The organism is Streptomyces sp. NBC_00353 (assembly GCF_036108815.1).
In the GTDB taxonomy this organism is placed as follows: domain Bacteria; phylum Actinomycetota; class Actinomycetes; order Streptomycetales; family Streptomycetaceae; genus Streptomyces.
The window spans coordinates 4,411,883-4,424,193 of sequence record NZ_CP107985.1; the positions used below are offsets into that span (position 1 = coordinate 4,411,883).

14 protein-coding genes are annotated in these 12,311 nt (G+C 71.6%); 8 read left to right on the forward strand and 6 right to left on the reverse strand.

The window, feature by feature from the left end:
• Window positions 1-110 precede the first annotated feature (110 nt).
• The 3 genes from OHA88_RS19790 (at window position 111) to OHA88_RS19800 (ending at window position 1,481) form a co-directional block, all read left to right on the forward strand.
• Window positions 111-635: a MarR family winged helix-turn-helix transcriptional regulator gene (locus tag OHA88_RS19790; protein ID WP_328626513.1), complete on the forward strand. Its 525-nt coding sequence runs from the start codon at window positions 111-113 to the stop codon at window positions 633-635.
• A 91-nt stretch (window positions 636-726) separates the two neighbouring features.
• On the forward strand, window positions 727-1,233 hold the full coding sequence (locus OHA88_RS19795) for a sigma factor-like helix-turn-helix DNA-binding protein (protein WP_267002608.1): 507 nt from the start codon (window positions 727-729) through the stop codon (window positions 1,231-1,233).
• Window positions 1,230-1,481 carry a hypothetical protein gene (locus OHA88_RS19800; RefSeq protein WP_267002610.1) on the forward strand — a complete coding sequence of 84 codons (252 nt, stop codon included), beginning with the start codon at window positions 1,230-1,232 and terminating at the stop codon, window positions 1,479-1,481. Before OHA88_RS19795 ends, OHA88_RS19800 begins: the two co-directional genes overlap by 4 nt.
• A 149-nt stretch (window positions 1,482-1,630) precedes the next feature.
• Here OHA88_RS19800 and OHA88_RS19805 read toward each other — a convergent pair whose 3' ends face one another.
• Entirely contained in the window at window positions 1,631-2,776 is a 1,146-nt protein-coding gene (locus OHA88_RS19805) for a cystathionine gamma-synthase (protein WP_328626514.1), read from the reverse strand.
• A 67-nt stretch (window positions 2,777-2,843) separates the two neighbouring features.
• On the opposite strand from OHA88_RS19805, the gene OHA88_RS19810 reads away from it, so the two are divergent.
• From OHA88_RS19810 to OHA88_RS19820, 3 genes are all read left to right on the forward strand, one after another.
• Complete coding sequence (locus OHA88_RS19810) at window positions 2,844-3,947, forward strand: hypothetical protein (protein WP_328626515.1); 1,104 nt, start codon at window positions 2,844-2,846, stop codon at window positions 3,945-3,947.
• Between the two features lie 177 nt (window positions 3,948-4,124).
• Window positions 4,125-5,714, forward strand: coding sequence for a M48 family metallopeptidase (locus tag OHA88_RS19815; RefSeq protein ID WP_328626516.1), 1,590 nt, complete (start codon window positions 4,125-4,127; stop codon window positions 5,712-5,714).
• 65 nt (window positions 5,715-5,779) lie between these two features.
• On the forward strand, window positions 5,780-6,919 hold the full coding sequence (locus OHA88_RS19820) for a hypothetical protein (protein WP_328626517.1): 1,140 nt from the start codon (window positions 5,780-5,782) through the stop codon (window positions 6,917-6,919).
• A gap of 153 nt (window positions 6,920-7,072) precedes the next feature.
• On the opposite strand, the gene msrA is transcribed toward OHA88_RS19820, so the two are convergent.
• Both msrA and OHA88_RS19830 read right to left on the reverse strand, forming a co-directional pair.
• Window positions 7,073-7,585 carry a peptide-methionine (S)-S-oxide reductase MsrA gene (gene msrA / locus OHA88_RS19825; RefSeq protein WP_328626518.1) on the reverse strand — a complete coding sequence of 171 codons (513 nt, stop codon included), beginning with the start codon at window positions 7,583-7,585 and terminating at the stop codon, window positions 7,073-7,075.
• Between the two features lie 291 nt (window positions 7,586-7,876).
• Window positions 7,877-9,223 (reverse strand): BTAD domain-containing putative transcriptional regulator, encoded by a 1,347-nt coding sequence (locus OHA88_RS19830; protein WP_328626519.1) that lies wholly within the window; start codon window positions 9,221-9,223, stop codon window positions 7,877-7,879.
• A 124-nt stretch (window positions 9,224-9,347) separates the two neighbouring features.
• Between OHA88_RS19830 and OHA88_RS19835 the strand changes: the two genes are divergently transcribed.
• Entirely contained in the window at window positions 9,348-9,875 is a 528-nt protein-coding gene (locus OHA88_RS19835; RefSeq protein ID WP_328626520.1) for a hypothetical protein, read from the forward strand.
• Window positions 9,876-10,037: 162 nt separating this feature from the next.
• On the forward strand, window positions 10,038-10,451 hold the full coding sequence (locus OHA88_RS19840; protein WP_328629739.1) for a YrdB family protein: 414 nt from the start codon (window positions 10,038-10,040) through the stop codon (window positions 10,449-10,451).
• Between the two features lie 67 nt (window positions 10,452-10,518).
• On the opposite strand, the gene OHA88_RS19845 is transcribed toward OHA88_RS19840, so the two are convergent.
• The 3 genes from OHA88_RS19845 to OHA88_RS19855 all read right to left on the reverse strand — a co-directional run bounded on the left by OHA88_RS19845 (window position 10,519) and on the right by OHA88_RS19855 (window position 12,278).
• Window positions 10,519-10,875 (reverse strand): DUF1330 domain-containing protein, encoded by a 357-nt coding sequence (locus OHA88_RS19845; protein WP_328626521.1) that lies wholly within the window; start codon window positions 10,873-10,875, stop codon window positions 10,519-10,521.
• A 103-nt stretch (window positions 10,876-10,978) separates the two neighbouring features.
• Window positions 10,979-11,491 carry a hypothetical protein gene (locus tag OHA88_RS19850; protein ID WP_328626522.1) on the reverse strand — a complete coding sequence of 171 codons (513 nt, stop codon included), beginning with the start codon at window positions 11,489-11,491 and terminating at the stop codon, window positions 10,979-10,981.
• Between the two features lie 103 nt (window positions 11,492-11,594).
• The gene (locus OHA88_RS19855) at window positions 11,595-12,278 is read right to left on the reverse strand and encodes an ABC transporter ATP-binding protein (RefSeq protein ID WP_030914729.1); all 684 of its coding nucleotides are present in this window, start codon (window positions 12,276-12,278) and stop codon (window positions 11,595-11,597) included.
• Between the last annotated feature and the right edge of the window lie 33 nt (window positions 12,279-12,311).

Here is a 12,311-nt window from a genome sequence, read left to right on the forward strand (position 1 = left end):
GCCGTCCTGCGTCGTTGTCCACAGGTTTGTGCGGCACTGGTACGCGTTGCCCCGGGGCCGCGTACTCTGTCCCCCACCCATCCGACACCGCACGAAGAGAGCCCCCGGCCATGCCCCCTCAGGACATGACGACAGCTGCGTCTCCTTCCGGGGGCGCCACCCCCGATTCCCCGGGTCCCGACCACCTTCTCGATGCTATGCAGCACCAGGTGGCCGTGTTCGCCCGCCGTGCCGAGCAGACCCGCCTCGGCGGTGTCGGCCAGGTCCGCAATTCCATGGACCGGGCCGCTTATCTGCTGCTCAACCGGTTGGACCGGGAAGGCCCGATGGGCGTCAAGGCACTGGCCGCGGGGATGGGGATCGACTCCTCGACCGTGACCCGCCAGGTCGCGCCGCTCGTCGACACCGGTCTGGTCAAGCGCACGTCGCACCCGGAGGACGGCCGCGCGGTCGTGCTCCAGCTGTCGCCGCGCGGGCAGGCCCGGCTCGACGAGGTGCGGGCATCTCGGCGGGAGCTGATGTCGCAGGTGACGCAGGACTGGACGGCGGAGGAACGGGACGCGTTCTGCACGCTGCTGACGCGGTTCAACGCGGCGCTGGCCGCACGGCAGACGCATCAGCCGACGACCGACTGAGCCGGGCGGCGCGGCGGGCGGCGCCTCGGGGGTGGCATTCGCTCCGTCCGACCCCTTGACCAGGAGTGGTCGGCGGCGATGCCATGTGGGGGTGCGAGAGCGGCAGGCGGGTCCTCAGCGGCGCCGCGCCCAGGAGTTCGAGGCCTTCGTGGCGGGCGCGGCCGGCCGCCTGCTGCACACTGCCACGCTGCTCACCGCCGAACCCTCGCAGCCGCCCGGGAGCAACGAACGGGCGCTGCGTCTGCTGACCGCCGCGCTGGCCCGTACATACGCGGACTGGGACCGGCTGCACGGCGAGGATCCGTACAACCGCACCCGGCAGGAGCTGGCCTCCCGGTTCGCCCGGGAGGCATGGCGGCACCACCGGCCGCGCGGCGGCCTGCTGGACCCGCTGACCCCGAAAGCACGGCTGGTCCTCGTACTGCGCCTGTACGAGGGTGTCGCGGAGGAGCAGACCGCCGCGCTGCTGGGACTTCCGGTGGACCGGGTCCGGGCGATCTGCAACCGCTCGGTGGCCACCATGGGCGACCCGCGGGGACCCACCCCTCGGCGCCGGACCGGACGATGGACCCCGGGGCCGCTGGGGGCCGCGCCGTGAAGCGCCCCGGCCGCAGGGAGGACCACGTCCGGCAGATGCTGGACGGGCCGCATCCGCAGGTCCCCGCCGGTCTGGCGGACCGGGCGGCGGAGCGCGGCGGCCGCATGCTGCGCCGCCACCGGGCGGCCCGCGCGCTGGCGCTGACGGTGCTGTTCGTGGCGGTGGCCGCGTTCATGGTGTGGGCGGTGGTCACCCAGCCGTGGCAGGTGCCGCCCGCCGAGACGACACCACCCCTGGAAGGCTGGTGAGCCCGGAGCTGCGGCAACAGATCCGTGAGTCGATCGAGGACGAGAAGGTCGACGCCTGACCGGGCGGATCACCTGGCGATGCGCCGGGCGGGCAGCGAGTCGGCCCGCCCGGCGCTTCGGGGTCCACACCGTCCCAGGACGGACACGTTCTAGCCGAGCGCCTGCTTCAGGTCGGCCAGCAGGTCGTCCGCGGACTCGATGCCGACGGACAGCCGGACCAGGTCGGCCGGCACCTCCAGCGCCGAGCCGGCCACCGAGGCGTGCGTCATCCGGCCCGGGTGCTCCACCAGGGACTCGACGCCGCCGAGGGACTCGCCGAGCGTGAACAGCTTCGTCCGGTTGCAGACCTCGACCGCCGCCTCCTCGCCGCCCTCGACGCGGAACGACACCATGCCGCCGAACGCCTTCATCTGCTTGGCGGCGATCTCGTGCCCCGGGTGCTCCGGCAGCCCCGGATAGAGGACCTGGGTCACCTTGGGGTGCCGGGTCAGCAGCTCGGCGACCTTGGCGGCGTTCTCGCTGTGCCGGTCCATCCGGACCGGCAGCGTCTTGATGCCGCGCAGCACCAGCCAGGAGTCGAACGGTCCGGCGACCGCGCCCATCGCGTTCTGGTGGTACGCCAGTTCCTCGCCGAGCCCCGCGTCCGCGGCGATCAGCGCGCCGCCGACGACGTCCGAGTGGCCGCCCATGTACTTGGTCAGCGAGTGCACGACGACGTCCGCGCCGAGCGCGATCGGCTGCTGCAGATAGGGGCTGGCGAAGGTGTTGTCGACGACCAGCCGGGCACCCGCGGTGCGGGCCACGTCCGCGACGGCCGCGATGTCGGTGATGCCGAGCAGCGGGTTGGACGGCGTCTCCACCCAGATGACCTTCGTACGGTCGTTGACCGCGGCCCGGACCGCCGCCGGGTCGGAGGTGTCCGCGACGGAGAAGTCGACGCCCCACCGCTTGACCACCTTGGCGAAGAGCCGGAAGGTGCCGCCGTACGCGTCGTTCGGGATGACGACATGGGCGCCGGGGTGCAGCAGCGTACGCAGCAGGCAGTCCTCCGCCGCGAGCCCGGACGCGAAGGCGAGACCGCGGCGGCCGCCCTCGATGGCCGCAAGGTTCTCCTCCAGTGCGGTGCGCGTCGGGTTGGCGCTGCGGCTGTACTCGTAGCCGCCGCGGAGCCCGCCGACGCCGTCCTGCTTGTACGTGGACACCTGATAGATGGGCGGAACAACGGCGCCGGTGAGGGGATCGGCGGTGTTTCCCGCGTGGATCGCGAGGGTCTCGAAGCTGTGCTGGTCGCTCATGGGGCCCGAGCGTAGTTCGTCACAGGGGTGATCCACGTCCACTGCGCCGTCCGGTGACAATGGGCGTATGGAGATTCTCTGGTTCCTCATCGCGCTGTGCATGCTCGCCGCGGTGATCGGCCCCTTCGTGCTGCGCCGCAGGTCCGGTATCCACCAGGTCGCGCCCGGTTCCCCGGACGCCGCTGACCCCGACACGTACGGCTTCGTCCGCCAGGAGGAGCTGGACGTCCGGATGCCGGGCCCCGATCAGGATCTCCTCGATGTTCTCGATGTCGTGCAGCGCACCCAGGACTGGCGCGCGGCCTCTCAGTTGCTGGCCGGGACGCCGAAGGAGAGCGAGGTGCGGTGGCAGCGGGTGCAGGCGTTCGCCGGCGCCGCGTCGCTCGAACTGATGCAGGCTCCGGGTGTCGGTGGTGCGTGGCTGCGGTCGTGGCGGGCCGAGTCGCCGAAGGACGCGGGCGGTGCGGCCGTGCATGCCGAGTTCCTGGTCCAGCAGGCGTGGCGGTCCTCCACCGCGGGGACGGACGACTTCCGGATCATTCTGGAGGAGGCCCGTACGGTCTGCGGCGAGGCGGCCCTGCTGGCGCCCGGTGACCCGGTCCCGTACATCGTCGAACTGGCCGTCGCCCGCGGACTCGGCTACTCCCACGAGGAGTTCGACCGGCTCTGGCTGAAGATCATCGACCGGGCCCCGGCGCACATGGGCGCGCACATCGCGGCGCTGCACTTCTGGTGCGAGAAGTGGCACGGCTCCCGCGAGGAGGCCGACCGCTTCGCCGTTTCGGCGGCCGCCCGCGCCCCGCAGGGCTCGCTGCTGGCCGCGCTGCCGCTGTTCGCGGTGTACGAGCATCTGCCCGAGGTCAATCTCGTCAGCGGCTTCTACGAGAGCCTGGTGGTGACGAAGGCGGTCGAGGGCGCGCTGTTCGCGGTGCACGCCGCGCGTCCCGACGATCCGATGCTCGCCCATGTCCGGCATCTGCTGGTGCTGTTCCTGGTGCGGATGGAGCGCTGGTCGGAGGCGATGAACCAACTCGTCCACATCGACGGGCATGTGGGCGCGCTGCCGTGGACGCAGAACTCCGACCCGGCCGCCGAGTACACGGTGTACCGGGCGCTCGCGGTAGCCGGGTACGAGGCGAACGGCGGCAGTCCGGCGACTCTGCCGAGGTAGCCGCGGGGCGGCTCCGTGCCTGTTCAGCCCCTGTGCGGTGATTGTTCCGCCGCTGGTTTCGGGCCGCTCACGGACCACGTTGCCGCGCCGACCTGCGGTAGGTCATACTCCGGTTCCCCCCACACCACCCTTGCCGTACCGCTGTCACCAGCCCAGTTCCTGTGGGGGATCTGCCCGATGGGCCCAACTCTGCGCGCCGCCCGCGCTCTTGTCCTGCTTGCCGGCTTCTATCTGCTGAGCCTCGTCCTGCTCGCCGCCCTCGGCGCCCTGGACTGGGCCGCGTTCACGTGGACGACGGGCAGCGTCGCCGCGAAACTGTTCATCCTCAGCGTCGTGCTGGCGATCCCGATCGTGCGGGGCATGTTCATGCTGCGTACGCCGAAGGACGACGGCCCGACCGGGCTGCCGGTCGACGACACCCGGGAGCCCCGGCTCTGGGCCGCCGTCCGCGACATCGCCCAGCAGGTCGGCACCCGTGCCCCCGACGAGATCGTGCTCAACGGCGATGTGAACGCCGCGGTCAGCGAGGACGCCAGGTTCCTCGGCCTGGTCGGCGGCAGGCGCCGGCTCTACCTCGGCCTGCCGCTGATGGCCGGACTGTCCGAGGCCCAGCTGCGCTCCGTGCTCGCCCATGAGATGGGCCATTACGGCAACTCCGACACCCGCCTCTCCGCGATCACCGCACGCGGTCGCATCCAGGTGGTCCGCACCATCGCCCACTTCCAGGAGCGGGCGGGCCGGACCGTCGCCAAGGAGCAGGCGCGCCAGGAGAAGAAGGCGGCGAAGGCCGTTGCCAAGGGCAAGAAGGCCAAGGAGATCGACACCGGCGGTGCGGGTCTCTCGTACCGCGCGATGGCGGCGGTCTACACGGCGTACGCGAAGTTCTACATCCGTGCCACGCTCTCCGGAGCCCGCCGTGAGGAGCTCGCCGCCGATGTCGCCGCGGCCAGGATCGCTGGCCGTGACGCGACCGCGTCCGCGCTGCGCGAGCTCCCGGCGCTCGACGCCGCCCACGGCTTCTACATGAACGCGTACGCCACGCTCGGCGTCGATGCCGGGATGCTGCCGCCGCCCGGCCAGGTCTTCGGCGGCGTACGGCACCTGCTGGCCGCCCGCAAGGACGAGCTGGACGAGATGCGCGGCTCCCTGCCGTCCGAGCCGTCCTCCCCTTACGACTCGCACCCGCCGATCGCGGAGCGCGTCGCCCGGATCGAGGCACTGCCGGACGACGGGCGCGCTTCGGAGCCCGTGGAGCCGTCGCTGGGCCTGCTCGCCGACGCCGAGCGGACGCTCGCCGCCGTCGAGGAGTCGGTGCTGACCCCGGAGGCACTGCGGCTGCGCCGGGTCGACTGGCCGGAGCTGGTGCACGAGTCGATGACGGTGTACGCCGAGCAGTCGGCGAAGGGGTTCAGCGCGGTGGTCGGCGAGGTGACCGGCAGCGACGGCTCGCTGACTGCCACACTCGACGCGATCGACGCGGGTGCGCTGTGGCAGATCGCCGACCGCCTCCCCAAGTCCGACGAGGCCCGCGCCGCGACCGGCCGCGCGGCCCGCGAGTTCGCCAGGCCCCGGCTGCGCGCCGGACTGCTGCAGCTGACCGGCGGCGACTTCGTACGGCAGGGGCGGGCCCGCTGGCAGCTGTCCTGGACCGACTCCGCGACACTGAAGCTGCCCGAAGGGTACGAGGAGACGCTCCCGGCGGCGCTGGACGCGGCGGTGGCGGACGTGCCGGACACCGAACCGCTGCGCAAACTGCTCGCCCCCTAGCCCGCCTCCGCCCCCACCCTCTATCCCTCCCCGAGCTCACCTTTCTGGATTGGACCGGAACCCCCGTGGCACGACTGATACCCCTGCTGGCGATCGCTCTCGGCGTGTACTTCTGGCTGAAGGCGCGGAAGAAGACGACGGAGTTCGTGGAAGGCGCATCCGGCGCCGCACCCTCGGCGCCCCGTACGCGCCGCAACCGGAAGTCCGGCCCGGCGAAGGCCGCCGCGGAGCTCGGCCTCGTACCGGCCGACGAGCTCGACACCGCGCACGCTGCCGCCCCCGACCCGCGCGACGAGGAGATACGCGCCACCGTCCGGTCCGGGAACTGGCAGGCGGGCGCCGACTTCCTCGCCGACGCGGGCCGGGACTGGCAGGAGCGCTACCGGCGTGCCGGCGTCCTCCAGGACGAGGCCGCGGCCGACGACACCTGGCTGCTGGCCTGGCGCACCGCGCAGCCCAAGGACGCGGGAGCGGCCTTCGTGCACGCCGGCGCGCTGATCAGCGTCGCCGCGGACATCCGTGGCGCGAAGCAGGCGAAGTACACGACGCAGGAGCAGTTCGCCGGCTTCCACCGGATGATGGCCCAGGCCCGGGAGGCCTGCCACGAGGCCCAGGAGCTGGCCGGCGACGACCCGGGCCCGTTCATCGCCGAGATCTCCTGCGCCCTCGGCCTCGGCTACGGGCATGACGACTTCCGCGCGCTGTGGGCCGAGGTCGAGAAGCGCGACGCCCACCACCTCGCGGCTCATACTTCGGCCCTCCAGTACTGGTGCCGCAAGTGGCGCGGTTCGCACGAGCTCGCCGAGCGTTTCGCGCGCGAAGCTGCGCAGAAGGGCAGCCCCGGCCGGCTGCTCTCCCTCCTCCCGCTCTACGCCGCCTTCGAGCAGGAGTCGGCGGAGCAGGATCTGGACCCGGACGTGTTCTACAAGAGCCCCGAGCTGATCGCCGCGGTCGACGCCTGCCTGATCGACGTGGCCGCCGCCGCGGCCGCCGACCCCGAGGACCGGCGGATCGTCCGGGTCCGCCATCTGCTCGCCTGGCTGCTGTACTGGCAGGACCGGTACGAAGCGGCGCTGGAGCAGTACCGCGCGATCGACGGCTACATCGACAGCGCCCCGTGGACGTACTCCGGGGACCCGAAGGCGCGCTACGTCCAGTCCCGCGACTTCTGCGCCGCGCAGGTCCTGGCCGCGGGCGGGAACTGACCGGTACGGACACTGTGGGGGCGCCGGAACCCCCGGCGCCCCCACAGTGTCCCGCCGCCGGCACCCTCTTCGTCCACGGCGGGGCACAAGCACGGCCCGGCCTCAGAACTTCCGCCCGGTCGGCTGCGCCCGACGCCGGGCCGCCTCTCGCGGTCAGCCCTCCGCGCGGGCGGGCAGCCGCCATCCCGGACGCGGGAAGTGGCAGGTGTAACCCTCCGGGTAACGCTCCAGGTAGTCCTGGTGCTCGGGCTCGGCCTCCCAGAAGGGGCCGACCGGCTCGACCTCGGTGACGACCTTGCCCGGCCACAGTCCGGAGGCGTCCACATCCGCGATCGTGTCCTCGGCGATCCGCTTCTGCTCGTCATCCACGTAATAGATCGCCGAGCGGTAGCTGAGGCCGATGTCGTTGCCCTGACGGTTCTTGGTGCTCGGGTCGTGGATCTGGAAGAACAACTCCAGGATCGCGCGGAAGTCGGTCGTCTCGGGGTCGAAAAGGATCTCAATGGCCTCCGCGTGCGTGCCATGGTTACGGTACGTCGCGTTCGGCACGTCACCGCCGGTGTATCCGACCCGAGTCGCGCTCACGCCCGGCTGCCGGCGGATCAGGTCCTGCATCCCCCAGAAGCATCCGCCCGCCAGCACGGCCCTCTGCGTCTGCGCCGCCATTGCAGTCCTCCAAATTGTGTCAGCTCACTCACTCGGGCTGCTCGGTTCACACACCACCGGCATCCCATGTCCACTTGCTGCAACGCGCGAGGGTTCCAAGCGATTCCGTGCCCGTCCGACCGGCCCCGGGGTCGTCGGTCCGCCGCGAGGAGCGCACCGCCGTGTTGCCCTCAGCACCAGCGGTACCTGGACAAGAGGCTCGGCGGGACGGGCGTGAGCTGCCCCATGGGCGTGGCGAAGAGCGGCTGACACTTCCCACCCGACGGGACGGGCAGAGCCCCTGCCACGGCGCTACGCGCCGACGGCCTGCTGACGTCTGCTGCCGCAGGTGGCCAGGCTGCACCACCGTCGCCGACCGCCCTGGTCGAGGAACAGCCAGCCGCAGTCCTCGCTGGGGCAGGTGCGGATCGTGAGGCGTCGCGGATCAGCGAGCAGTTCCGCGGCGCTGCGGGCCGTGGCGAGGACGGGCAGCCGCAAGCCGGCGGCGGGGGACAGGCGCCAATGTGCCAGGCCGTCCTCGCCCCGCGTGAACACGGATGTCCTGGCGGCGTCCTGCGCGAGGCCTGCCACCGCCTTGAAGGCGCGGGCGTCCTCCGGATCGGTCAGGCAGGCGTACAGGTTCGTACGGAACCCGCGGGCCTCGTCCAGGGCGGCGGTGGCCTCGTCGGGGTGCTGTTGCGCCTGCTTGAGCAGTCGGGCGACGAGATGGTCCTCCGCCAGGTCCATGTGACCGGCCCACACGGCGAGTGTGGAGTAACTGCGCAGCCAGTCCGAGCCGGGCAGACCGGGGCCGCCCCAGCCTGCGTAGGTGTTGCAGAATTCCAGCGCCGGATGCCCGCTCGTGCTCCACGGCAGCCACTCCTCGCCGACCCGCACCGCGTACAGGGGCGCGGCCGGCCGGTCCAGCCGGGGGTCACCCTGCAGGATCCGGTCGTGCAGCGTCATCAGCTCGGTGCCCGGCTCGATGCCCAGCTCGGTCACCAGCACCTGACGCGTATGCCGGTAGAGCTGGAGGGCATCGGCCTGGCGGCCGCTGCGGTACAGGGCGGTCATCTGGGCGACGACGAGCCGTTCACGCCCCGGAAGTTCCTGGGCCAGTGGCGTCAGATCCGCCACGACCCGTTCGTGCAGCCCCATGGTGAGCTGGGCCTCGGCCCGCTGCTCCAGAGCGGACAGGCGCAGCTCACCCAGCCGGCCGCCGAGCCGGTCGCGCAGCTCGTCGTCGACCACGTCGGCGAGCAGCGGGCCACGCCAGAGCCCCAGCGCCTGGTCGTAGCGGCGCACCCGCTCCCCGGGATCGCCGGTGACGGCGGCCTGCCGGACGAGGGTGAGGAACTCCTGCGCGTCGATCACATGGGCGCCGGGATCCACGGTGTAGCCGTCGTGCCGGGTCTCGACGTACAGCCCATGCGGTGTGAGGCGGGCTCGCAGCCTGCCGATGTAGGTGTGGACGGTGCCGCGGGCCGAGGGGGGCGCAGCGCCGTTCCACAGCAGATCGATGAGGCGTGCGGTCGTCACGACCTGGCCCGCCTGCAGCAGGAGGATCGACAGCAGGCACCGCTCCTGGCGGCGGCTGCCCACCAGGACGGGCCGGCCCTCATGGCGGGCCTCGAACGGACCGAGCAGTTGGAACTCCATGGCGGGCGTGAGCCTAGCCGGGAGCGCTCCCCGGCTGCAGTGGAGGTGGTGAGAATCTGGTCAGCGGCCGGGGTGAGGCTGAGGACCGGATCGTTTTCGAGCCTCACTTCAGCAGGGAGAAACCATGCGACGAACCGTCGTTGCTCTGTCGGCACTTGCCACTGTGCTCCTCGGCGCGGTGCCCGCCGCGTCCGCCGACAGCGACACCGGTGCCGGTGTGGGCAAGGGCTGGGAACCGACACCGTCGAAGCCGTGGGACGTTCCCGCCGGGCTCCGGTGCGACTTCCCCGTTCACGGTGAACCCGTCGTCGATGAGGTCGTACGGCATGTGCTCGACACCAATCCCGACGGCTCCGCGAAGCGGGTCACCTACAAGGGCGACCTGGTCGTACGGGTCACGAACACCGACACCGGCGCCTTCTACGACGCGGACGTCAGCGGCCGGGCCATTGTCGAATACCGCACCGACGGTTCCCAGTTCTGGTCCGTGCGCGGCCCCGTGCTGGTGGGATTCGGGGAGAACGCGGGCACCCTGCCGCGCGGCCTCTACACCATCGACGGTGCGTACACCATGAACATCAGCGCCACCGGCTACAAGACCGTGGCCATGGCGCACGGCACGAGTGACGACCTCTGCGCCCGCATCGGCTGAACTCGCCCCCGGTTGCCCGGCGGACCGGTGCGCGCTCGGTCCGCCGTTCCCGCCGCGACGGCCGGGCGACCTCGGCGAAGGCGGGCCGGTACGCTCGCAGACGTGGACGCCGAGGGGGCACCGATGCGCGAGTACCGCACGGACGACAGGGGGATCCCTGCTCTGACCGGGCGCCCCTGGTGGGCGGCCAACGAAGTCCTTGCGTTCGTAATGGAGTTGGCGGCGCTGGCCTGTCTGTCCTGGTGGGGCTTCCACGCCGGTGGCGACAGTCCGACCCTGAAACTGCTGCTGGCCTTCGCAATCCCCGCGCTCGCCGTCGCCCTGTGGGGGCTCTTCGCCGCGCCACGCGCCCGGATCCGGCTGCCGCTGGCGGGCGTCCTCGCGGTCAAAGCCGTGGTGCTGGGCGGCGGCGCCTTCGGGCTTTATCGGGTCGGCCACCCGGCGGCCGCGGTGGCGCTCGCCGTCGTGATGGTCGCGAACACCGGCCTGGCGGAAACCTTTCGGCACAAGCCGGCGCCCGGGAAGCCGCACCACCCCCGGCCTCGGGCGGATGAAGCGGCAGAACACGACGGATGAGCGAGTAGGTGTCACGTTCGCGCGGGGGGCCGAGCTGCGGACCGTACGGGCTCCGGGCCGGCCGTCGTCAGCCGATGACCGGCGGGGCCGCCGCCCGCATCGCGGCCGCGGTCGCCGACGCGTCGTACTCCGGTCCGACACCCTCGACGAGCACCACGTCGCCCGCCATGTTCCGCGTCCGCAGCGGCAGCAGCTCCTGGTAGGCGGCCGACTCGTACCAGCCGCGGGCGGCCGCCAGGTCGGGGAAGCCGATGATGACGAGCGCGCCCGGCCAGTCGCCCTCGACGACCTCGACCTGGGTGCCATGGACGAGGAACCGGCCGCCGAACGGGTCCATGGTCGACTGGATGCGTTCGATGTACGTGAGAACCTCCTCGCCGGGGTGGGCGGCGGGGTGCAGGTGGCCTATGGCGTACGCGGTCATGGTGTCGCCCTCCGGATCTGCGTGCTGCGGTGGTTCCGTCAGCCGGTGTGCACCATGCTGCCCGCGGGCGTAGGGACCGTCGATTACCTGAGAGGTAGGGGGCTCAGTCGTTGATGCCCAGGTCCTCCCGCATCAGTTTCCGCATGGTGTCGAGGTGCGGGTCCGCCGCCTTGAGTTTCTCCAGGACCCTTTCGACGCTCTCGCCGTCGCGGGCCAGGCCGCGGTCCAGGCGTTTGATGGCCGCGTCACTGGTCGCGAGTACCCGGTTGAGGTCGCGGGACGCCTGCAGGATCCGCTCGGGGACGATCATCTGCGCCTCGGCGTAGCGGTCGCGGTGGTCGAGGCGGGCCTCTTCGAGCTGGGCGCGTTCCTGCTCGGTGTAGACGCGGTCCCTGATCCGGTGGAGGGCGTCCTTGAGGAGGGTGTGGAACTGCCGGGAGGCCCGGTTCATGGCCGTGTACTGGGCGCGTCGCTCCTCGAACCTCCGCCGCTTGTCGGCAAGTTCGGCCTCGTCGGCGCGCTGCCGCGCGGTCAGCCGCTGGGCGAGCATCGGGGCGAACAGGGTGCCCAGCACGCCGACGACTGCGGTGATCATGGCGGTGATGGCAGCGGTCATGGGTGTGAGATTAGTGCGATGAACGAACGGGGGCGCGGGGCGGCGGCGACGGAGTCGATTCCGTGGCCGCCGCCCCGCGCCGGGGAGGCCGATGGGGCCTACGTCAGGCCGCCGCGTTCTCCGTGACCGTGACGCGGCCCTTGCGGATGGTCGCCAGCCGCGGCGCCCTGCGGGCGATCGCGCTGTCGTGGGTGACCATGATGAAGGTCAGCCCGTGCTCCTTCCACATCGTCTCCAGCACCTCCATGACCTCGTCGCGCATGGACTCGTCGAGGTTGCCGGTCGGCTCGTCGGCGAGCAGCACCTTGGGCCGCTTGACCAGGGCCCGTGCGATCGCCACGCGCTGCTGCTGGCCACCGGACATCTCGCCGGGGAGGTGTCCGAGCCGCTCACCGAGTCCGACGGATTCCAGTGCCTCCGCGGCCTGCCTGCGCCGCTCCGACGCCTTGCCGCCGAGCGGGACGAGCGCCGTTTCGACGTTCTCCTGCGCAGTCAGCGTCGGGATGAGGTTGAAGCTCTGGAAGACGAAGCCGATGTTCTGCGCGCGCACCTTGGTGAGCTTGGCCTCGCTGAGCTTCGCGAGGTCCACACCGTCGAGTTCGACGCTGCCGCTCGTGGGACGGTCGAGGCCGCCGAGCATCTGCAGCAGTGTGGACTTGCCGCCGCCGGTGGGGCCCTGGATGACGAGCCGGCCGCCGTCCTCGATGGTCAGATCGACACCGGCGAGCGCATTGACGGTGGACTTGCCGCGGGTATAGCGCTTGGTGACGTCTCTGAGGGTGTACATGGGTCAACTCCTGCTGGAACAGAGGGGGTGGGA